The organism is Salinicoccus halitifaciens (assembly GCF_021026095.1).
GTDB lineage: Bacteria > Bacillota > Bacilli > Staphylococcales > Salinicoccaceae > Lacicoccus > Lacicoccus halitifaciens.
In genome coordinates this window covers 317035-337805 of record NZ_JAJNCU010000001.1, presented here as the reverse complement: position 1 = coordinate 337805, position 20771 = coordinate 317035, and the positions used below count along the sequence as shown (strand labels likewise).

The 20771-nt window shown below is 51.4% G+C and carries 20 protein-coding genes; 3 read left to right on the top strand and 17 right to left on the bottom strand.

What is annotated here, in order from left to right; translation table 11 throughout:
- Positions 1-20: 20 nt before the first annotated feature.
- The 3 genes from tkt to LPW40_RS01605 all read right to left on the bottom strand — a co-directional run bounded on the left by tkt (position 21) and on the right by LPW40_RS01605 (position 2580).
- A complete protein-coding gene (gene tkt, locus LPW40_RS01615) occupies positions 21-2006 on the bottom strand; it encodes a transketolase (RefSeq protein WP_230820494.1) in 1986 nt (661 codons plus the stop codon).
- Positions 2007-2019: 13 nt separating this feature from the next.
- Positions 2020-2256 (bottom strand): DUF896 domain-containing protein, encoded by a 237-nt coding sequence (locus LPW40_RS01610; protein ID WP_097038445.1) that lies wholly within the window; start codon positions 2254-2256, stop codon positions 2020-2022.
- A gap of 69 nt (positions 2257-2325) precedes the next feature.
- Entirely contained in the window at positions 2326-2580 is a 255-nt protein-coding gene (locus LPW40_RS01605; RefSeq protein WP_230820493.1) for a hypothetical protein, read from the bottom strand.
- A 142-nt stretch (positions 2581-2722) separates the two neighbouring features.
- On the opposite strand from LPW40_RS01605, the gene lexA reads away from it, so the two are divergent.
- Positions 2723-3337: a transcriptional repressor LexA gene (gene lexA, locus LPW40_RS01600; protein ID WP_230820492.1), complete on the top strand. Its 615-nt coding sequence runs from the start codon at positions 2723-2725 to the stop codon at positions 3335-3337.
- A gap of 40 nt (positions 3338-3377) precedes the next feature.
- Here lexA and LPW40_RS01595 read toward each other — a convergent pair whose 3' ends face one another.
- The 3 genes from LPW40_RS01595 to panB all read right to left on the bottom strand — a co-directional run bounded on the left by LPW40_RS01595 (position 3378) and on the right by panB (position 6106).
- Complete coding sequence (locus LPW40_RS01595; protein ID WP_230820491.1) at positions 3378-4370, bottom strand: CAP domain-containing protein; 993 nt, start codon at positions 4368-4370, stop codon at positions 3378-3380.
- An 82-nt stretch (positions 4371-4452) separates the two neighbouring features.
- Complete coding sequence (gene panC, locus LPW40_RS01590; protein WP_230820490.1) at positions 4453-5310, bottom strand: pantoate--beta-alanine ligase; 858 nt, start codon at positions 5308-5310, stop codon at positions 4453-4455.
- A complete protein-coding gene (gene panB, locus LPW40_RS01585) occupies positions 5288-6106 on the bottom strand; it encodes a 3-methyl-2-oxobutanoate hydroxymethyltransferase (RefSeq protein ID WP_230820489.1) in 819 nt (272 codons plus the stop codon). The genes panC and panB overlap by 23 nt, the downstream gene beginning before the upstream one ends.
- A 76-nt stretch (positions 6107-6182) precedes the next feature.
- On the opposite strand from panB, the gene LPW40_RS01580 reads away from it, so the two are divergent.
- Positions 6183-7058 carry a ketopantoate reductase C-terminal domain-containing protein gene (locus LPW40_RS01580; RefSeq protein ID WP_230820488.1) on the top strand — a complete coding sequence of 292 codons (876 nt, stop codon included), beginning with the start codon at positions 6183-6185 and terminating at the stop codon, positions 7056-7058.
- Positions 7059-7095: 37 nt separating this feature from the next.
- Here the strand turns inward: LPW40_RS01580 and LPW40_RS01575 are convergent, their stop codons facing one another.
- The 3 genes from LPW40_RS01575 to hflX are packed head-to-tail and all read right to left on the bottom strand — an operon-like array spanning position 7096 to position 11009.
- Positions 7096-8547 carry a protein adenylyltransferase SelO gene (locus LPW40_RS01575; RefSeq protein WP_230821048.1) on the bottom strand — a complete coding sequence of 484 codons (1452 nt, stop codon included), beginning with the start codon at positions 8545-8547 and terminating at the stop codon, positions 7096-7098.
- Positions 8548-8560: 13 nt separating this feature from the next.
- Entirely contained in the window at positions 8561-9781 is a 1221-nt protein-coding gene (locus LPW40_RS01570) for a methionine gamma-lyase family protein (protein WP_230820487.1), read from the bottom strand.
- Positions 9759-11009 carry a GTPase HflX gene (gene hflX, locus LPW40_RS01565; RefSeq protein ID WP_230820486.1) on the bottom strand — a complete coding sequence of 417 codons (1251 nt, stop codon included), beginning with the start codon at positions 11007-11009 and terminating at the stop codon, positions 9759-9761. Before hflX ends, LPW40_RS01570 begins: the two co-directional genes overlap by 23 nt.
- 117 nt (positions 11010-11126) lie before the next feature.
- Between hflX and LPW40_RS01560 the strand changes: the two genes are divergently transcribed.
- Complete coding sequence (locus LPW40_RS01560) at positions 11127-11612, top strand: glutathione peroxidase (RefSeq protein ID WP_230820485.1); 486 nt, start codon at positions 11127-11129, stop codon at positions 11610-11612.
- A 33-nt stretch (positions 11613-11645) separates the two neighbouring features.
- On the opposite strand, the gene hfq is transcribed toward LPW40_RS01560, so the two are convergent.
- From hfq to miaB, 8 genes are all read right to left on the bottom strand, one after another.
- Positions 11646-11840: an RNA chaperone Hfq gene (gene hfq / locus LPW40_RS01555; protein WP_230820484.1), complete on the bottom strand. Its 195-nt coding sequence runs from the start codon at positions 11838-11840 to the stop codon at positions 11646-11648.
- 17 nt (positions 11841-11857) lie between these two features.
- The gene (gene miaA, locus LPW40_RS01550) at positions 11858-12790 is read right to left on the bottom strand and encodes a tRNA (adenosine(37)-N6)-dimethylallyltransferase MiaA (RefSeq protein ID WP_230820483.1); all 933 of its coding nucleotides are present in this window, start codon (positions 12788-12790) and stop codon (positions 11858-11860) included.
- Positions 12777-13655, bottom strand: coding sequence for an alpha/beta fold hydrolase (locus tag LPW40_RS01545; protein WP_230820482.1), 879 nt, complete (start codon positions 13653-13655; stop codon positions 12777-12779). Before LPW40_RS01545 ends, miaA begins: the two co-directional genes overlap by 14 nt.
- 11 nt (positions 13656-13666) lie before the next feature.
- The gene (gene mutL / locus LPW40_RS01540; RefSeq protein ID WP_230820481.1) at positions 13667-15538 is read right to left on the bottom strand and encodes a DNA mismatch repair endonuclease MutL; all 1872 of its coding nucleotides are present in this window, start codon (positions 15536-15538) and stop codon (positions 13667-13669) included.
- Entirely contained in the window at positions 15531-18071 is a 2541-nt protein-coding gene (gene mutS / locus LPW40_RS01535) for a DNA mismatch repair protein MutS (protein WP_230820480.1), read from the bottom strand. The genes mutL and mutS overlap by 8 nt, the downstream gene beginning before the upstream one ends.
- Before the next feature lie 69 nt (positions 18072-18140).
- Positions 18141-18632: an energy coupling factor transporter S component ThiW gene (gene thiW / locus LPW40_RS01530; protein ID WP_269063157.1), complete on the bottom strand. Its 492-nt coding sequence runs from the start codon at positions 18630-18632 to the stop codon at positions 18141-18143.
- A 66-nt stretch (positions 18633-18698) separates the two neighbouring features.
- Positions 18699-19127, bottom strand: a complete 429-nt coding sequence (locus tag LPW40_RS01525) for a YlbF/YmcA family competence regulator (protein ID WP_230820479.1) — start codon at positions 19125-19127, stop codon at positions 18699-18701.
- Positions 19127-20665 carry a tRNA (N6-isopentenyl adenosine(37)-C2)-methylthiotransferase MiaB gene (gene miaB / locus LPW40_RS01520; RefSeq protein ID WP_230820478.1) on the bottom strand — a complete coding sequence of 513 codons (1539 nt, stop codon included), beginning with the start codon at positions 20663-20665 and terminating at the stop codon, positions 19127-19129. Before miaB ends, LPW40_RS01525 begins: the two co-directional genes overlap by 1 nt.
- Positions 20666-20771 lie beyond the last annotated feature (106 nt).

Here is a 20771-nt window from a genome sequence, read left to right as displayed (position 1 = left end):
ATCACCTGATTTTCAATAAACTATTTTTCCAAAATGGTCCTCATCACCTGTTCTACTGTGAAGCCGTATTTCTCGACGACGATGTTGCCCGGTGCACTTGCGCCGAATGTATCGATCGTCAGCAGTTTGCCGTCGATGCCTGTGAACTGGTGCCAGCCGAAGCTTGCCGCCATCTCCACAGCCGTACGGTTGGCGATGTGCTTATTCAGCACACTGTCCTTATAGGACTCATCCTGCTTCATGAACGCCTGCATGTTCGGGATGGAGGCGACTTTGATTTTGACGCCCTGTTCCTTCAGTTTTTCCGCAGCATTCACAGCGAGCGGCACTTCACTGCCGGAAGCGAAGACGATCGCGTCATCGCCCTCATCATAAATGATGTAGCCGCCGCGTTTCACGCCTTCTTCAACAGTATCGTAATCGGCATCGGTCACTTCCACATCCTGACGGGTCAACACGAGTGCAGTCGGTGCATCCGTTGCCTCGATTGCGACTTTCCATGCAGCTCTCGTCTCATTGCCGTCAGCAGGGCGGATCGTGTTCAGGTTCGGGATTGCACGCAGTCCTGCCAGCTGTTCAACCGGTTCATGCGTCGGGCCGTCTTCGCCGACCGCAATCGAATCGTGGGTCAGGACATACGTGACCGGCAGTTTCATCAGTGCGCTCAGGCGCATGGCCGGCTTCAGGTAATCACTGAAGACGAAGAAGGTGCCGCCGTAAGGTTTGATGCCGCCGTGTGCGGACATGCCGTTCAATGCAGCGGCCATTGCGAATTCGCGTACGCCGAACCAGATGTTCCTGCCTGCATAGTTGTCTTTGCTGAAGTCTTCCTCACCGCTCACTGCAGTCTTGTTGCTTCCTGCAAGGTCGGCCGCGCCGCCGAATAATGACGGAACGGATTTCGACAGTTCCTGGATCATGTCGCCGGAAGTGCCGCGTGTCGCCTTTTTGGTGCCTGCTTCATATTTCGGAAGTGCTTCGTCGTAGCCCTCCGGCACCTCTTCATTGATTGCAGCCTTGAATTCCACCGCCTTTTCAGGCTCGGCTTTACTGTATTCTTCAACCAGGTCAAGCCATGCTTCCTGTGCCTCGTTGCCGCGTTTGTTCAATGTCTCATTGAAGCGCTTGTACACTTCGTCCTCGACCTTGAAGCTTTCCTCAGGGTCCAGGCCGTAATATTCAAATGCAGCTTTGCGCTCATCCGGTCCGAGCGGTGCACCGTGTGCATCACTCTTGCCCGACTTGGTCGGTGCGCCGTAGCCAATCACCGTCTTCACTTCAATCATTGACGGTTTGTCTGCAGCTTTGGCATTGCTGATCGCCTGATCGATTTCCTCCAGGTCGTTGCCGTCTTTGACGAGCTGGTAATCCCAGCCGTATGCTTCAAATCTTTTCCCGATGTCTTCGGAGAAGCTCTTATCCAGATCGCCGTCGAGGGAAATATCATTGGAATCGTACAGCACGATAAGATTGTCGAGGTTCAAATGACCTGCAAGGGAAGCCGCCTCATGCGAGATGCCTTCCATCAGGTCGCCGTCACTCGCCAGTACATAGGTGAAATGGTCCACCACTTTAAATTCACCGGTGTTGTATTTGGCAGCGAGATGCTTTTCCGCCATCGCCATGCCCACGCTCATCGCAAAGCCCTGGCCGAGGGGTCCGGTCGTGATCTCCACACCTTCGGTATGCTTGAACTCCGGATGCCCCGGGGTTTTGGATTCATACTGCCTGAAGTTTTTGATCTCTTCCATTTCAAGTCCGCCTGCAAGGTGCAGCAGGCTGTATATCAGCATCGACCCGTGCCCTGCACTCAGGACGAAACGGTCACGGTCGAACCACGACATTGAATTCGGGTTGAAATTCAGATGCCTGCTCCACAGTGTATATGCCATCGGTGCCGCACCCATCGGCAGACCCGGGTGACCTGAATTCGCTTTTTCAATCGCGTCGATTGAAAGCGTCCGGATCCTGTTGATTGCTAATTGATCAGTCTTATCGAAAGCCATTTTAAAATCTCCTCTATTTTCTGATATTTTTCTCTTTCTGGATCGTCTTCAGCTTTTCCGGAGTGACGTCGCTGCCTTCCGGATCGATCACTTTCGTATGTTCAACCTGGGATTTGAATGATTGGCGGAATGCCTTCAAATATTCCTGGCGCAGTTCTTTCTGCTCCGCCGCTTCTTTTGAAGTCAGGTTCCCGGCCTTCTTCTTTCTCGCAAGTTCATTTATACGGTCAAGTTTACTTTTTTCGAGCATTAGACCTCAATCCTTTCTTATATAATTTAACATAAAAAAAAGTATGAGACCATTCCCATACTTAAATATTTACTCGACCATGGTGACCGACTTCAAATCCTCTTCATGATCGCCGTCTGTCAGCATCGCATCTTCCATAAGGCCATCGATTTCATCCGGAGTGTTCGCATCCCGTTCGACTGCCATGATTTCATTGTGCACTTCTTTTGTATATAATTTATCAGAATATGCGTTCTCATCTTCACCGTTGAAGAAGATGTATATCGTGCCCACCATCACCACTGTAACGAATAATAAGGCAAATCCTCTGAATTCACTGGTCAATACGAACTCCTCCTCGAACATCTGTTTGTATTCACATGGTAACAGAACAGACGTTCTAGGTCAACCCTTTAGCGAACAAACGTTTGTAACAGATGTCCGGATATGTTATCATTATTATAAATAAAGGGCTGGAGGTCATATTATGAAAGAATTAAGCGACAGACAGAAACAGATTCTTCAATTTATAAAAAGAACCGTACAGGATAAAGGCTATCCGCCGAGTGTCAGGGAGATCGGAAATGCTGTTGGTCTGCAATCCAGTTCAACGGTGCACGGGCATCTGGCCAAACTCGAAGATAAAGGCTATATCAGGCGGGACCCCACCAAACCGCGTGCCATCGAGGTCGTGCAGGTGGAAAACCAGGCTCATACTCCAGTGATCCAGGTCCCTGTCCTTGGTAAGGTCACGGCCGGGCTGCCGATTACGGCAGTTGAAAATGTGGATGAATACTTCCCTTTGCCGGAACATTTCACGGCCAACCATAACAGTGAAATCTTCCTCCTCAATGTCGCCGGGGACAGTATGATCGAAGCCGGCATCTTTGACGGGGACCGGGTCATCGTCCGCAAACAGAACATCGCCCATAATGGTGACATCATCGTTGCGATGACCGAAGATGATGAAGCGACCGTCAAACGGTTCTACAAGGAGAAGGGCTACTACCGTCTGCAGCCGGAGAATCATACACTTGAACCGATCTACCTCGACAGCGTCACTGTACTCGGGAAAGTCGTCGGTCTGTTCAGGGAATTTTAGGCACAAAAATGAAATCCGCCGGGGGCGTCCCCGGCGGATTTCATTTTTTTATATAATTCTCTGTATAGTACGGCACATCTTCTGAGTTGTAATCCACACCGATGCCGAGGTGGGTGTAGGCATCATTCAGCGTATTCACACGATGCTCCTCTGAATTCATCAGACTGTGGTGAGAAAATATCGGTGAAGTATGGCCCATTGCGATATTTTCTCCGGCCAGCCTGAACCGGACCGCCTGTTCCTCCATACGGTCCTTCAAAGTGCCGCCGTCAGGTGAATCATGGGAAAAATAATCATTGTCCGCCATATCTTCGCTGTGCCTGCCTGCAGCATCAGCCGCCCCCTCATGGTGATCGAGCGCCCCGGCGCCGTATTGGATGCGTGTGGCGTTGACCAGGTGGAATTTCATCTCTTCATTATCAGCGGCGGAAGGATGATTGTACAGCCCGCCGTTTTCCATCTCCGGCTGCGCCACGATGAGCAGGCCGTTCACTTTGTCTGCTTCATGCAGATCATAAAAGAAGTAGACGTAGATGTCATCGATTTCAAAAACGTCATATTCATCATTTTCCACGATCAGGCGTTTCTCACCTTTGTCCACGGTGCCCACCGGCTCCCCGTAGATTTCATGTATCCTCTTACGGTCCATGCCCTGAATATTGATGGAATCGACCGTGACTTCATCATTGTTCGTATACGCACCGGTAATCCTGCCGTCATTCACCAGCAGCATATGGAATATATCGTTCTGGTTGATGATATGGAACTCACCGCCGTATTCACTGCCGACCACCCTGGTGTCCCCGGGTGCCATGGCGAAAGTGCCGCCGATTTCATATCTGACGGAATATGACTGTGCGCTGTTGACCTGTTCTATTTTGGATGTATCATAGTTCGGCAGTACATACATGTTCAGCCATTCCATGGCATAGCCGCCGTCCAGCCCCTTCCTGAAATCATAGGACCCGGCTGCCGGATGCACGAAGAAGGCGATCACTGTCAGCACCGCCAGATATATCAGTTTTTTTAACATGGCTTCACCCGCTTCAGTGCAAAAGTTTGGTTATTGGAGCCGGACAATCGGCAGTGCCTTGATGAAATCAATCATCCTGCCTTCAGGACTGGCCCTCCACCTTCACCAGGAGGTTGTCGATCAGACGCGCCTTTTCATATTGTACGGCGATGAAGATGATGACATCCGATTCGATGCGTGTCACAGGATTGAGATCCGGATGACTGAAAATCTGCACATCATCAATCCTCCCGCCGGTATGCCGGCCGATGTGATCTTTTATTTTCCCGAGGACAAGTGCTGGATCCCTCTCCCCGGACTGGATGAGTTCCTCACCCAGCTTCAGGCTTTTATAGACATGCGGGGCCTCCGACAGTTCCTGTCCGCTCAAGTTCATGTTCCGGCTGCTTTTGGCGAGGCCGCTCTCATGCCTTTCCGTTTCAACCGGGAGAATCTCGATGTCATGGTTGAAGTCTTCGACCATCCGCTGGATGATCATCAGCTGCTGCCTGTCCTTTTCACCGAACGTCGCATAGTCCGGCTCGATGATATTGAAGAGTTTATTGACGACCGTGACGACACCCTCGAAATGGCCCGGGCGTTTGACGCCGTCCAGCACATCCGCCATGCTGTTCAGTGAAATGTCGAGTTCAAGTTCACGCGGGTACATCTCCTCCGTCTCCGGATGGAAGACATAGTCCACTCCCGCTTCCCTGCAGATTTCAAGATCACTTTCCAGATCCCTCGGATAGTTGTCCAGATCTTCATCAGGTCCGAACTGGAGCGGGTTGACGAAGATGCTCACGACGATCGTTTCGGCATGTTTTTTCGCCTCTTGCACCAGTTTCATATGTCCGCTGTGCAGTGCCCCCATCGTGGGCACGAGCGCGACGCCCCCGGTGTCCGCATTTTTTAAATACTCCCTGATTTCCTTGATTTTACCCGTTGTTCTCATCCTCATATACCTTCTTTTTATAAGTAGTGTTCTCATCCGGGAATTTCTGATCCTTCACTTCTGTAATGTATTCCCCGATGGCTTTGCTGCCTGCTTCGTCGAAGTCGCCGTACTGTTTTACAAACCTCGGCGGCCTGCCTGTGCCGTATTTGAGCACATCATGATAGACGAGCACCTGTCCGTCGGTGCCGACACCCGCCCCGATGCCGATCAAAGGCATCTGGGTCTCACGGGCAGCCTTTTCAGCAAGATCTGACGGTATCGCTTCAAGCACGGCCATCACCACACCGAGTGCTTCAAAGTTCTGAAGCGTTTCGATGAGTTCATCCGCCTCTTCCCTGGAGGATGCCTGCATCCTGAAGCCCGTTAGGCCGACGGCCTGAGGAGTGAGTCCGAGATGCCCGACGACCGGTATGCCTGCATCGATCAGATGATGGACGAACTCCTTGAGGTGTGCACCCTCGATTTTTACGGCATTGGCACCGCTTTCCTGATACAGCATGATGGCGTTCCTCACCGCTTCCTCATGGCTGACATGGTACGTGCCGAACGGCATATCCACCACGATATATGTATCCGGCGCCCCGCGTCTTGCGGCTTTGGCATGATGGATCATGTCCTCGAGCGTCACTTCCACCGTCGAGGCGTAGCCGAGCACCGTCATGCCGAGCGAATCCCCCACAAGGATCATATCGATGCCTGCGGCTTCCGCCTGCCGTGCACTCGGATAATCATAAGCGGTGAGCATCGTGATCTTTTCACCGCTCTTTTTCATTTCAATAAAATCCATTGTCGATTTCATTAATTTCCCTCCTGAGTGATCATTAAGTTATAATTATTCTACCACATTATACTCATTACAATTGGAGGTATTATGAATGAAAATCGCCTGCATAGGGATTGGCGCCGTCGGGAGCATCATTGCAAGGGAACTGAAGAAGACGGATTTCGATGTCGATTTATACTCGAGGCGTGCAAGCAGCGGCTTCACCATTTATGAAAACGGGGAATATATTACATACAATCACCCTGTACAAACGATTGACGGGGCCCGGGGTAAGCGGTATGACATCATCTTCATCGCCTCAAAAGCGACCGCACTTGAACACTTGAAGCCGGTCATCCCGGCCGTCTCGCACGAAGGGACGGAAATCGTTTTGTGCCAGAACGGCATGGGGTATGACACCTGGTTCCAAAACAGCATCCCGGCGGTCGTCTATATCAGCGGCCAGAAGAAAGAGGATCATATCGAGCATTTCAGGGACAGCCGGCTGATCATCGCAGATGCACCCCGCCGTCATCTCGACCGTCTCATTGAACATATTGAACGGGATGAAAATATCCTTCTTGAAATCAATAAAGACCCGGAATTTGAAAAGCTGCGGTATGAAAAGCTGCTCATCAATCTCGGGGTCAACACCATCACGGCCTTATCACGCAACACCGCCCGTATATTCCGGGATTCCGATATCACCGCCCTGACAGAAGCGCTGCTTAAGGAAGGCCAGGCCGTGATCAACCAAAAATCCCGTATCATCAACGATGACTTCATTGATGAATCGATCCGGTTGTTCCGGAGCTATCCGGACCATATGGGCACAAGCATGTATTATGACGTAATGAACGACACCGCCACAGAATATGAATTTATACAAAAATATTTCCATGACAACAAGGGACACCTCGAGACACCCGTCCTCGATGTGACATATACCCTGATTAAGGGATACGCGATCGGCCGGGAGAAAAATTGAAGACCGCATCTGCTGAGGCAGATGCGGTCTTCAATATTCATGTGCCGCAGAAAGTGTTCCGTATCATCTCTTCTTCATTCGGCGGCCGCTTATAATATTCATCATGTGAATCATCGAATGGTGTCTCGAGCACTTCCACCAGCTTTTTGACTTTGGAAAGGTCATCGGTCTTCTCGGCATAGAACAAAGCTTCCTCCACCAGATGGTTGCGCGGTATGACTGCAGGGTTGGTGTTGATCATCAGCATATGGGCATCCTCGAGGGACTGGTCTTTTTCACCAAGTGCCGATTTCCATCTGCTGAGCCATCCGTTCAGCTTTTCCTCATCTTTCACCTTGATGCTCTCGATGTTTCCAAGGGACAGCGCCCTGAATGTGGAGGTATAATCCAGCGCCTCCTCTTCCATTATCTCAAGCAGGTCGAGTACAAGCGCCACATCGCTTTCCTCCGGCGTCGGTATGCCTATTTTATTGACCATATCCGACAGCCAGTACGCCTGGTACAGATCCTTGTAGTTATCGAGCTTCTCCTGGGCGATTTCGATCGCCTTCTCCTGATTTTCATTGAGCAGCGGCAGAAGCGTTTCAGCGAACTTGGCGAGATTCCACTGTGCAATGCCGGGCTGGTTCCTGAACTGGTATCTGCCCTGGACGTCGATTGAGCTGTATACTGTCTTCGGATCGTAATAATCCATGAATGCACATGGCCCGTAATCGATCGTCTCCCCGCTGATCGCCATATTATCCGTATTCATCACACCGTGGATGAAGCCGATCGACTGCCATTTCGCAATCAGGTAGCTCTGGGCATGGACGACGGCCTCGAGAAACAACTCATATTTGTTCTCCTTGTCGGCAAAGTCCGGATAATGACGCTCTATTGCATAATCGGCAAGCTCTTTTGCAGCTTCTTCACTTTCGATGATCGCATACTGGAAAGTGCCCGCCCTCAAATGGCTGCTTGCGACCCTTGTCAGAACGGCGCTTTTCTGCATTGTCTCCCGTCTTACGGTGTCCCCGGTGAGGGTGACGGCAAGGCTTCTTGTCGTCGGGATCCTGAGTGCATGCATCGCTTCACTCACCACATATTCCCGGAGCATCGGTCCGAGCGGTGCACGGCCGTCCCCGGAACGGGAGTATTTCGTCCGTCCGGAGCCTTTCAGCTGTATATCATAACGCTGGCCTGCATGGACATGCTCCCCGAGGAGCACTGCCCGGCCGTCGCCAAGCCGTGTGAAGCTTCCGAACTGGTGTCCGGCATATGCCATGGCAATCGGTGTCTCCCCGACGATCTTATTGCCGGACAGCACTTCCGCGCCTTCCGGTGAATTGAGGGCCGATGCTTCCAACCCGAGGCTCAGGGCAAGCCCGGTGTTGAACAGCAGCATCTCCGGGCTGCTGGATTTTTCAGGTTCTGTCTCTGTATAAAAGTGCGGGGACAGCTGCCTGTAAGTCGTTTCAAAATTGAAACCGAACGTCATTATCTCCATCTCCAATCGAAATTCAGATTAATTCTTTCAAAGCCATATGCAGCGCATAGATGACGTGTTCCATGACAAGCCCGCCCTGTACATAGACGGTGTAGGGCGGCCTGATCGGACCGTCTGCACTCAGTTCAAGGGATGCACCCTGCACGAATGTGCCTGCTGCCATGATGACCGGATTCTGGTACCCGGGGATCAGGTCGGGTATCGGCATGAACTTGGCATTCACCGGACTCGCCTTCTGTATCATCTGGACGAATTTGATCATCTCGTCTTCAGTGTTGAAACTGACCGTCTGGATCAGATCCGTCCTTTTATCTGCGGGTTTCGGGTCCGTCTCCATGCCGATCCTGCCGAGCACATGGCTCGTCAGCACCGCACCGTTCAGGCTCTCTGCAACAGCATGGGGTGCCATATAAAACCCCTGGAACATATCGGTGAGCACATTCAGGCTTGCCCCCATCTCTTTCCCGATGCCGGGCACCGTCAAACGGTAGCTCACCCTTTCCACAAGGTCAGCCCGGCCTGCGATATAACCGCCCATCTTGGCAAGGCCGCCGCCGGGGTTCTTGATCAGGCTGCCGGCCATGATGTCCGCCCCCGCTTCCAGAGGCTCACGCTCTTCGACGAATTCACCATAGCAGTTGTCGACGAAGATGATGACTTCAGGATGCTTTTCTTTGATCGTGCGGCAGACCGCTTCAATTTCATCGATCGTCGTCGATGCCCTGAGTGAATAGCCCCTCGACCGCTGGATGCCGATCACTCTGGTCCTGTCATTGATGGCCTCCATGATGCCTTCAGCATCAAAAGTCCCGTCCTTAAGTTCCACTTCCCTGTATGACACGCCTTCATCATAAAGGCTGCCGATATCATCTTTGCTGCTGCCCACGACTTTCTCCAGCGTATCGTAAGGTGTCCCCGTGATGTAGAGGAGTTCATCGCCTTTTCTGAGCAGCGACAGCAGCACGAGGCTGATCGCATGGGTGCCGGAGATGATCTGGCTCCTGACGAGCGCGTCCTCCGCCCTGAACACATCCCGGTAAATATCTTCAAGCTTGTCACGGCCGATGTCATTGTAGCCGTAGCCGGTCGTGCCTGCGAAATCCGTATCGCTCACTTCATTATCCAGAAAAGCCTGCATCACTTTTGAAAAGTTCTTATATGCCATTCTTTTATTGTCTTTGATGATCGGTTCGATCTCCTCAAGAGATTCCTCAATCAGATTTTGCACTGCCAATGTCGTCACTGCCTACAATCCTTTCAATCCATCCACCTTCCGGTGAATATCCTTCTATTTTAAGATGTCCCGTCTCTTCATCCGTACTTGTCCCCCCGATGATCGTCGCGCTTTTCAAGGGGTAGTATAAATGGGAATCCCCGGCGGACAATTCGACTTCATATTTTTCGAAATGCTCTTTCATAAAGTCCTCAAGATGCTGGTTGATCTCCTGCTGCGGGGTGTTTTTCGATACATACACAGCAGGTTCATCGGTGATCAGATTTTCGCGGTCGTTCAAATCACTCTTGTTGAAGAAGATGATCTGCGGGATGTCCGTCATGTCCAGCTCCTTCATGAGTGACTTGACGGTATCATAATGGGTCATGAGGTTTTCTGCATTGTTGTCGATCACATGGATGATGAAGTCACTGTCGCCGGCTTCCTCGAGCGTCGATTTGAAGCTTTCGACCAGCGTGGTCGGCAGGTTCTGGATGAAACCGACCGTATCCGTCAAAATGCATTCGAAGCCGCCAGGTGTCGTCACCTGCCGCGTCTTCGGATCGAGTGTTGCGAACAGTTTATCCTGTTCGAGCGCATCACTGTCCGCCATGATGTTGAACAGTGTGGATTTGCCCGCGTTCGTGTAGCCGATCAGGGACACTTTGACCACCTGGTTCTTCTGTCTCTTTGCACGGTACCGCTCCCGGTGGTTGATGATCGTCTTCAGCTGGTTCTTGATCTCTTTGATGCGGGTGTTGATATGGCGCCTGTCCGTTTCAAGTTTCGTCTCACCCGGGCCCCGTGTGCCGATCCCCGCGCCGAGCCTGGATAAATTGATGCCCTGGCCTTTCAGCCGCGGCACAAGGTATTCCAGCTGTGCAAGCTCGACCTGCAGCTGGCCTGCTTTGCTGTGGGCCCTCAAGCTGAATATATCCAGGATGACCTGTGTCCGGTCGATGACTTTCATATCCAGGACGGATTCAATCCGCCTGTTCTGGCTCGCCGTGATTTCATTATTGATGATGCAGTAATCTATGCCTTCATCATGCTCTGCCGCCACGGATTCCAGAAAGCCGATGCCGACATAGCTTTTCGGATCGATCCTGGTCCTGTTTTGAATATACGAACCGACGACCTCGATTCCGCTGGACAGCGCCAGACTTTTCAATTCCTCCACCTCGGAGTGGATATCTTTCACATCGAATGTATTCACTGCGATGATGATGCCTTTTAAATTTTCAGACATACAGCCGGTTCACCTCCATCAGTTTATTTCGTCTTAAATAAATGTTTAAATCCATTATATTTAGTGTACATAATATATATAGAATATTCGTTTGTTTATCAGAAAGGGGCGCTTCAAGTGAAAACACATATATACGACTTGAAGTTTAAAGATGCAGATGGTCATGAGCACTCCATGGAAGATTATGAAGGAAAAGTGGTGCTGATCATCAATATGCCGGCGGAGCCCGAATATACGGAGCAGCTGGCCGATCTTGAACATCTGTACAGGAAATATAAAGAAGTCGGCTTCAATGTACTCGGCTTTCCCTCTGAAGACTTCACCATGAGGATACCAGTGGCAAATCTTCTTGCAGGCAATAAAGAAAAAGCTGCCTACACTCCTGCTTTCCCCATCATGGAGACCGTCCATGTGAGAGGTAAGGAAATCCATCCACTTTTCCAGTATCTTACTGAAGGCAAATCTGCACTTTTCAAAAATCAAGTGAAATGGGACTATACAAAGTTCATCATCTCTCGTGAAGGGCGGGTCGTTTCACGTCATTCACCCCGCACCCCCGTCCTGCAGCTCGAAGATGAAATCCGGCAGCTGCTCAGCGGCTAAAGATAAAACCCACCCAAAATTGGATGGGTTTTATTATTTTACAAATGTACTGATCGCATGTTTGTAGATCATATGGCTTTTACCGCCGGATTCCACTTTGATCACATACTTGTCGAAATCCTTGATCTTGCCTTTCATCTGGAAGCCGTTCTGCAGAATCACCGTGACTTCCATGTCCTCATCCTTGATTTCATTCAAAAACTCATCCTGAAGATTTACATTGTTCATAGTCTCATACCCCTTTTTCATGTTCTTAAAAACTGATTCAGATCGTCGAAGATCTTCTCTTTGCTCGTTTCGTCCTCCATGTCATACCAATTGACATCCAGCTGGTTCCTGAAGAACGTCAACTGTCTTTTCGCAAAATGGCGTGTGTTCTGCTTGATGTTCTCCTTCACCTGCTGCAAAGAGATGTCACCTTCGAAATAAGGGAGGAACTCCTTGTATCCTATTGCCCCTTTGGCCGTCGTCGACAGTTTATGTTCCTTGTATAACTTTTCGGCTTCTTCAGCGATCCCGTTATCGAACATATCCTCAACTCGTTCGTTGATCCTGTCGTATAATATGGAACGTTCGCGTTCCAACCCTATTATAAATGTATCATATTTGGGCTTGTGTTGATAGTCAGAGTCCTTCACCGCCCGGCGGTGGCTGATCCTTTCGGACAATTCGAATTTGATGAGCTGCCTGAGTATCCTCTGCCTGTTGTTGGGGTGGACTTTCGACGCCAGGTCCTCGGATATCTCCTTCAGCCGGCCGTACAGTATCGTGGTGCTCAGTTTATCCAGCCTTTCCATCAATTCCCTTTTATCGGCATCATCTTCATCATGGAAATCATAATCATAGATCAGCGCCCTTATATAATGTCCGGTGCCGCCCACGATGAACGGTATTTTATCATTTTCGTGATAAGTGTCTATCAGATCATCCACTTCGAGCTTGAAATCATGGACCGAGAAACTTTCCTCCGGCTTCTTTATATCGATCATATGGTGGACGATGCCCCTCATCTCTTCAGGCTTGATCTTCCCCGTCAAAATATCCATATGCTCATATACCTGCATCGAATCCCCGCTAATGATATCAAAATCGAATTTTTCCGCGATATCGAGCGACAGTGCAGTTTTACCGACCGCGGTCGGACCGATCAGCACTATTAATTTTTCATTGGTCGACATGTGACATCACCCATTCCAAAAGTTTTTGATATACCTGTTCCCTGTTTTTCTCATTCAACACTTCATGCCGGCTCGTCTCATACAACTGCACGGTGACGGGACCCGCATACGGCGCCATTTTCCGGGCCAATATCCGTATGTCCCTGCCGAAACCGGAGAAGGGATCTTCTTTTCCGCCGATCAGTAAAACCCGGGTGTCCGGCTGATAACGCTTCAGCGTCTCAGCGGAATCCGCCGCCCTGATGTTCTTTACGATTTCTGCGAGTGCATTGAAAGTCATGTTGCGGCCGCAGAAGCCGTCACTGTTATACTGGTGTACGACATCCATGTCGCTGCACAGCCAGCGGTTCTGCTCGTTTTCAGGGAAGTGTCCGTCATATCCGAAGAAGGCGAGCCGCGTCAGCCAGTCACCGCGCATTTCAGGCACGAAGCGTTTCGCACCGCCCATCAGAATTGACAGTACACCGTTGGTGAGCCCCCTTTTGCTGCCGGTGCCGATGAGTATCCCTGCATCATAATCGGGCAGGGCCAGCAGCCGTCTTGCGACGATCGACCCCATGGAATGGCCGAGTATGGAAATCTCCAGATGCCGGGGGATGAGCGTCTTTACGCACAATGCATCTTCCATCAGGTCATCGAAACTTGCAAAGTGGCCCGGGTTGTCCGTCTCCGCCCCGTGCCCCCTGTGGTTGTGGATGACGGTGAAGATGTCATTGGCCATCAGCCATGTGCAGAACTCGTCATACCTCTCCATATGCTCCGCCATGCCGTGGAGTACCTGCACAGCAGCGACGGGCGCATCCGGCCTGAAGACTTTGGCCTTTATTTTGTACTCTCCGTTGTGAACTTCCTCATAGGAAATCATCCGGTTCCCCCCTATTTCATGATCCTGTTGAACATCCTTTCAATCTCATACGTCGTCATCTGTATGATGACCGGCCTGCCGTGCGGGCATGTATACGGACTGTCGCACCGGTTCAGCTCTTCCAGCAGGGCCTCCATCTGCCGTTTATCCAGGTAATGATTCGCTTTGATCGATTTTTTGCAGCTCATCATTATGGACATTTCCTCTTTGTAGTCGTTGACGCTGAAATGATCTTTATGACAGATGAAATCGATGAGTGATGCGATGTCCTCTTCGGGATCATCTGCCTTGATCCAGTCGGGATAGCGGGAGACCGAGTAACTTTTCGTACCCGTCTTTTCTATCTCAAAGCCGAGATCCCTCAAGTCATGCAGTTTCTCATCGATCGTGATGACATCATCCAGCGGAAATTCGAACGTGTACGGGATCAGCAGCGGCACACCGTCCCCGTTTTTTTGTATATTTTCATAATAGTATTCGTATTTGATCCTTTCCTGCGCGGCGTGCTGGTCCATCATATACATGCCGCTGTCGTTCTGCATCAGTATATACGTGCCGTGCAGCTGGCCGATGATTTCAAGGTAAGGGAGTTTCTCCTTCTCCAGGGGCTTTGCTTCGGAAGTGCCCGTCGACGTCTGCGCAGGTTTCCGGAAAGGTGACTTCTCCCTTTTCGGGTTCCTCCCGGTGCTGTAATCTGCCCGCTTCTCCGTTCCGGACACTTTCGGCCATGACTCAGAACGGCTTACTGGTGTCTCCCGGACGCTGAGGGTACTGTAGCCGGTGCCCCGGCGGGGTTCCGGTGCCGCTTTTGCCTCGGGCGGCCTGAAGTCGAAGCCCGGCTGCTCGGTTTTTTCCTTTTCATGTTTCTTCACGCCCTTCTCAACATCGGGGATGAGCGTCTCCTCCCGAAGGGCCTCCCTTACGGTCTGCTCGACGAGTGCGTTCAGTTCATGCTCTTTTGAGAACCTCACTTCCGTTTTGGCGGGATGGACGTTCACATCGACGATCTTCGGGTCCATCTCCATATTGATCACCGCAACCGGATACTTATCTTTCGGCTGCAGTGTATGATACCCGTTGATGATGCTCTGGCTCAGCCTGAAGTTCCTGATGAACCGCTGATTGACGGCCAGGTTGATGAAGTTCCTGTGGCTCCGGGTCACTTCCGGCCGGACGATATAGCCTGTAATGTGGAAGTCCGGGGTCCTCGCCTCAACGGGCACGGCGAGCCTTGCGACATTGATGCCGTATATGTCAGCGATCACCGCCTTCAAATCACCCTTGCCGCTCGTGCGGAGCTTCTCCTTGCCGTCGATCAGCAGCGTGAAGCTGATGGCCGGATGATTCAGCGCCATGCGCTGTATGATGTCGATCACCTTCCCCGCCTCCGTCCTTAATGAGCGGACATACTTCAGCCTTGCCGGTGTGTTGAAGAACAGTTCACGGATTGTTATATCTGTGCCGATGCGTGCTTTTCCGGGTTCGTTCGCTGCAATGACCCCACCGTCATACTGGAGTTTTACAGGCTCCGAGTCCCGGTTCATGGTTTCGAGCGTGACTTTCGCCACGGCGCCGATGCTTGCGAGCGCCTCGCCGCGGAACCCCATCGTCCGTATCTGGAAGAGGTCGTAGTCATTGCCGATCTTGCTCGTCGCGTGGCGCTCGAATAAGAGCGGGGCATCTTCTGCCTCGATGCCCTCTCCGTCGTCGATCACCCTAATCTCCTTCATGCCCGACTCTTCGATGCTCACCTGGATTTCAGAGGCGCCGGCATCGATGGAATTCTCGATCAGTTCCTTGACGACCGAGCTCGGCCGTTCGACGACTTCGCCTGCGGCGATCTTATTCTGTATTTTTGGATCGAGGATCTTTATTTTACTCATTGTAATCATCCTTTACCATGCTGGTCAGTTCAGAAAGCTTCTGCAGCCCTTCAAGCGGCGTCAATGTGTTCACATCCACCGCCTTCAGCGCCTGGACCACGTCCGACGCTCTGTCCCCGGCCGCGGTCTCGAGGTCATCGAGGGGCAGCTCGAGCTGGTAGACATCGGCTGACCCGGAAGTACGGCCGGATTCGAGCGCTGCGAGCTTCTCCCTTGCGTAGGAAGTGACCTCCTCCGGCAGTTCGGCGAGCTGTGCCACATGGATGCCGTAGCTCTTCTCCACCGCCCCCGGCTTCACCTTATGGAGGAAGACGAGCTTCCCGTCATATTCGGTCGCCTTGACGTGATAGTTGCCGAGGCCCGCGAGCTCCGCGTCCAGTCTGGTCAGTTCATGGTAGTGCGTTGAGAATAAAGTCCTCGCCCCGATGAAGTTGTGGATGTAGACGAGCATGCTTTCGGCAAGCGCCATGCCGTCGTACGTGGAAGTGCCCCGACCGATCTCATCGAAGATCAACAGGCTGTCCTTCGTCGCCTTACGGAGCGCCTCGTTCGCCTCCATCATTTCGATCATGAACGTCGATTTGCCGCTGGATAGGTCATCACTTGCGCCGATCCGTGTGAAGATGGCATCAAATATCGGCAGCACCGCCCTTTTGGCAGGGACGAACATGCCCATCTGGGCCATGATGCTGATGATTGCGACCTGGCGCATATAAGTGCTCTTCCCCGACATGTTCGGCCCGGTGATCAGATAGATGAATTCCCCCTCATCCATCTTCAAATCGTTCGGCACATAAGTGTTCTCGCCGATCACCTTCTCGACGACCGGGTGCCGCCCGTCCTCCACTTCGAACTTTTCACGGTCGAATTCCGGCTCGGTCAGCCGGTAGGTATTTGAGACTTCCGCAAACGCAAGCAGGCAGTCGAGTGTCGAAATCATCTCCGCCGTCTTCTGGAGCCGTTCCATATAGGCCTCCATCTCTTTCCGAAGTTCGGTGAACAGACGGTATTCAAGCACGATGCTCTCATCTTCTGCGGTCAGTATCCTCGTCTCCATCTCTTTCAGTTCAGGCGTGATGAACCGTTCGGCATTCGTCAAAGTCTGCTTGCGGCTGTAGTCGAATTTCTCCGCATCGAAATTCATCGCATTGACTTTTGAGATTTCAATGAAATATCCGAATACTTTATTGAAGCCGATCTTGATGTTTTTGATGCCGGTCCGCTCACGTTCCGCTTCAAGGTATTCATTCAGGTAGCTCCTTGCATTGTCCTGGATATACCTCAGTTCGGATAATTTCTCATCATATTCCGACTTGAATATGTTGCCGTCCCTCACGGTTTTCGGCGGCGGGTCGAGCAGGCTGTCATCCAGTATGCGGTGGAGGTCCTCCAGTGCATCGAACCCTTTGAAGATCGGGAATTCGAGCAGCCCGAGTTCTGTCAGTATATCCCTGATGGCCGGGAGCCCTTCGAGTGAATCCCTGATCTGTATCAGGTCTTTTGCATCTATATTGCCGAAGCTCAGACGCCCGACGAGCCGCTCGATATCATAGACCTGGTTCAGGAGTTTGATCAGGTCCGCCCGCTCGATGAAGTTGTCGAGGAAAATGTTGACGACATCGTGCCTCGCCTTGATTTCCGAAATGTTCATCAGGGGGCGTTCAATCCATGAGCGGAGCTTCCTTTTGCCCATCGGCGTCTCCGTCCGGTTCAGATACCAGAAGAGCGACCCTTTTTCCTTTTTCGTCTGTAAGTTGCTTAAAAGCTCCAGGTTGGAGATCGCCGCATGGTTGAGCTTCATGGCGCCGCTGATGCTGTGTTTCCTCACCGGCCTGAAATGTATGAGGCTCTTCATATTATTTGCACTGATATATGAAAGGAGGAGATTCAGCGCTTCGTCCTCGGAGACCCCCTCTTCCTTCTCGACATCATGCGCCTCCGCTTCACCGTACACCGTATAGAGCGGCGGATCGTTGTAGATCATGCCGAGCAGATGTGCACTACCTTCATCGACGACGATTTCCGACGGTTCCACCCGCTCCACTTCGCTCCTCAGCTCATCTTCATCAGACGTGCTGAATGCATAAAGCTCACCCGTTGAAATGTCTGCATAGGCAGCGCTGTAGAGGCCTGCTTCCTCATACAGGGCGAGCAGGTAGTTGTTCCTGCCGTCCTCCATGCCGAAGTCATCGATCAGCGTGCCCGGCGTGATGACCCGGACGACATCGCGCTTGACCATGCCCTTGACTTCCCGGGGGTCCTCCATCTGTTCACAGATCGCCACTTTGTAGCCGTTGTCGATCAGCTTGGCGATGTAGTTCCTCGCGGAATGGTGCGGCACACCGCACATCGGGATCGGGTCCTTCTTCTTATCCCTTGAAGTCAGGGTGATTTCAAGGACCTTGCTCGCCGTCACGGCATCATCATAGAACAGCTCATAGAAATCGCCCAGCCTGAAGAACAGGAGGGCATCCTCATGCTGCTCCTTGATCGTTAAATATTGTTTCATCATCGGTGTGACTGATGTCGCCATAATAACACTTCCAAATCAATAATTTTATCTCTTCAATTATATCATCATTCAAAGTCTCGTTTGAAGGGATTAACGCTCATCCATCATCCTGGACAACACATTGCGCTTCTCCAGCTGCCTTAAGATGAACCAGGAAATCAGCGCACCGATCAGGCTGCTGACGATGAATGCCGGGGCAAGGACCATGAAGAAGCTGCCATCCAGCCCGAGAACCAGTATGAGCGGATAAGTCATCAGTGCACCGATCAGTCCGGTGCCGATGACTTCCCCGGCCACTGCAGCCGGCAGTTTTTTCAGGCGCCGGTACAAAAGCCATGCCAGGAGCGCACCCGCCATGCTGCCCGGATAGGCGAACGGTGTGCCGGTGCCGAGCAGGATGCGTATGGTCGAAGAGACGAATGCCTGCAGCACGACCCACGGTCCGGTAAGCACCGCACCGATCACATTGATCAGATGCTGCACCGGTGCCGCCCTGATGAAACCGAGCGGTATCGTCACAATCATCCCGAGCACCACATTCAGTGCGATCAGTATACTCGTTACCGTCAATTTTCTTGTCATGATCCCCACTCCCCCAAATGAAAACAGCTGTACACCGGCGGGCGTACAGCTGACTTCGATTCATTATTATTCAATAGGTTCCTGATTCGGCCTGTTCCTGACGGCAGCGCCCGTTTCACCCATGAGCAGATCCCCGCCCGTCGAAGTGATGACTTCTTCGGTCACGGTCCTGCTGATCGCATGGGAGACGAGCTGCAGAAGTTCATTGACCTGCTTCTGGGATTCCTGGAACTGGTTCACTATCGGCATTTCATCCAGTTCATCCTGGATTTTGCTGATCTTCTCCTCCGTCATCTGGTAGGCACGTTCCTTGCCGTAGTTCTGGAAGTTGACTGCCTGCTTCTGGAGGCTCTTCAGGCTCGCCATCCTTTCGCGCACTTCTTTGTTTTCATGGATTTTGGCTTCCGCCTTCTTGAAGAATTCCACCTGCTCCGTCTCAGCCATCATCTTGCCCAGTTTCTTTGCTTCTGCCACTATTTCCTGCTTTGTATACATTACGCTTCCACCTTTTCTTCATTAAGCACTTCCACAAATTCACCCATCAGGGAATAATTCTTCGTTTCAGTGATTTTTACTTTAACTATTTTTCCGATGACTTCATCACCGGGTGCCGTGAAATTCACGAGCTTGCTCTTGTCCGTATAACCTGCATAAATGTCATCACGCTTCTTGCTGGTGCCTTCGCACAGCACATTCACGTACTCACCCTGATACTTGCTGAGGGCATCGCGCGTATAATGCGTGACCAGGCGGTTCAGACGCTGGAGGCGGTCCTTCTTGTCCTGATCGCTCACATTATCCTCCATTTTGGCGGCAGGTGTGCCGTCCCTCGGGGAATAGATGTAAGTGTAGGCATGCTCGAAACCGACTTCCTCATACAGCGTCATCGTATCCAGGAACTGTTCTTCCGTTTCATTCGGATAGCCGACGATGATGTCCGTCGTGAGTGCCACATCCGGCATCTTATCCCTGATTTTGCCTACGAGTTCAAGGTATTCCTCGCGGGTGTATTTCCGGCCCATGATCTTCAGAACATCATTATTGCCCGACTGGACCGGCAGATGGATATGCGGCATCAGGTTCTTGCCTGTGGCGAGCACTTCGATCAGATTGTCCGTGAAATCCCACGGATGGCTCGTCGTGAAGCGCACGCGCGGTATATCCGTCCCGGACACATCACGCATCAGATCGCCGAGGTCATAACTGTAATCCAGTTTCAGGTCCTTGCCGTAGGAGTTGACGTTCTGCCCGAGCAGGGTGATCTCCTGGTAGCCTCTTGCTGCAAGATCCCTCACTTCCTCGAGTATGTCTTCCGGCATACGTGAGCGTTCCTTGCCGCGTGTGAAGGGTACGATGCAGTATGTACAGAATTTATCGCAGCCGTACATGATGTTCACCCATGCCTTCGTGCCGCCTTCGCGCACTTTCGGCAGATTCTCGATGACATCGCCTTCCTTCGACCATACTTCAATCACTTTCTCCTTGGACATGTAGGCTTCATCCAGTATATTCGGCAGACGGTGGATATTATGTGTACCGAAGATGATATCCACGTTCTGATATGATTTCATGATTTTATTGACGACGGACTCTTCCTGCGCCATGCATCCGCACACCCCGATCAAAACTTCCGGGTTGTTCTGTTTGACGTGCTTCAGATTGCCGATCTCACCGAACACCTTATTTTCGGCATTTTCCCTGATCGCGCATGTATTCAGTAAAATCAGATCCGCATCGTCTGTCGTATCTGTATGTTCGTAGCCGAGTGCTGCAAGGATGCCGGCGATGACTTCGGTGTCATGCACGTTCATCTGGCAGCCGTAGGTGCGGATAAAGAACTTGCGCCCTTTGCCGAGTCCCTTGAAGCGCTCATCGATCTTGAAATCTGAATGATATTCGACTTCAGTCTTGCCGCGCCTTCTGGCATCCCTGAGGTTCGGCGGCTGGTAGACATGCTGGAAGTATTGGCTGTAATCTTTCTCTTCTTTTTTACGGGTGACTTTTGAAGCATCCAGTCTCTGTTCTTCATTCATATTAAAACCCCATTTACTCCATTGAAATATCTTTATTCAGTATATAGGTTTTCGTGAATAATTTAAAGTCAATTTAATTTTTCTTGAAGTCCCGGACATGTAAATT

Bases quoted from the DNA above. Each gene is read 5' to 3' on its own strand.
- miaA (WP_230820483.1), bottom strand. From the start codon at position 12,790: ATGTCGACCAATGAAAAATTAATAGTGCTGATCGGTCCGACCGCGGTC.
- LPW40_RS01580 (WP_230820488.1), top strand. From the start codon at position 6,183: ATGAAAATCGCCTGCATAGGGATTGGCGCCGTCGGGAGCATCATTGCA.
- panC (WP_230820490.1), bottom strand. From the start codon at position 5,310: ATGAGGATGAGAACAACGGGTAAAATCAAGGAAATCAGGGAGTATTTA.
- lexA (WP_230820492.1), top strand. From the start codon at position 2,723: ATGAAAGAATTAAGCGACAGACAGAAACAGATTCTTCAATTTATAAAA.
- mutS (WP_230820480.1), bottom strand. From the start codon at position 18,071: ATGGCGACATCAGTCACACCGATGATGAAACAATATTTAACGATCAAG.
- tkt (WP_230820494.1), bottom strand. From the start codon at position 2,006: ATGGCTTTCGATAAGACTGATCAATTAGCAATCAACAGGATCCGGACG.
- panB (WP_230820489.1), bottom strand. From the start codon at position 6,106: ATGAAATCGACAATGGATTTTATTGAAATGAAAAAGAGCGGTGAAAAG.
- LPW40_RS01575 (WP_230821048.1), bottom strand. From the start codon at position 8,547: ATGGAGATAATGACGTTCGGTTTCAATTTTGAAACGACTTACAGGCAG.
- mutL (WP_230820481.1), bottom strand. From the start codon at position 15,538: ATGAGTAAAATAAAGATCCTCGATCCAAAAATACAGAATAAGATCGCC.
- thiW (WP_269063157.1), bottom strand. From the start codon at position 18,632: ATGACAAGAAAATTGACGGTAACGAGTATACTGATCGCACTGAATGTG.
- LPW40_RS01525 (WP_230820479.1), bottom strand. From the start codon at position 19,127: ATGTATACAAAGCAGGAAATAGTGGCAGAAGCAAAGAAACTGGGCAAG.
- hflX (WP_230820486.1), bottom strand. From the start codon at position 11,009: ATGTCTGAAAATTTAAAAGGCATCATCATCGCAGTGAATACATTCGAT.
- LPW40_RS01595 (WP_230820491.1), bottom strand. From the start codon at position 4,370: ATGTTAAAAAAACTGATATATCTGGCGGTGCTGACAGTGATCGCCTTC.
- hfq (WP_230820484.1), bottom strand. From the start codon at position 11,840: ATGAACAATGTAAATCTTCAGGATGAGTTTTTGAATGAAATCAAGGAT.
- LPW40_RS01545 (WP_230820482.1), bottom strand. From the start codon at position 13,655: ATGATTTCCTATGAGGAAGTTCACAACGGAGAGTACAAAATAAAGGCC.
- miaB (WP_230820478.1), bottom strand. From the start codon at position 20,665: ATGAATGAAGAACAGAGACTGGATGCTTCAAAAGTCACCCGTAAAAAA.
- LPW40_RS01610 (WP_097038445.1), bottom strand. From the start codon at position 2,256: ATGCTCGAAAAAAGTAAACTTGACCGTATAAATGAACTTGCGAGAAAG.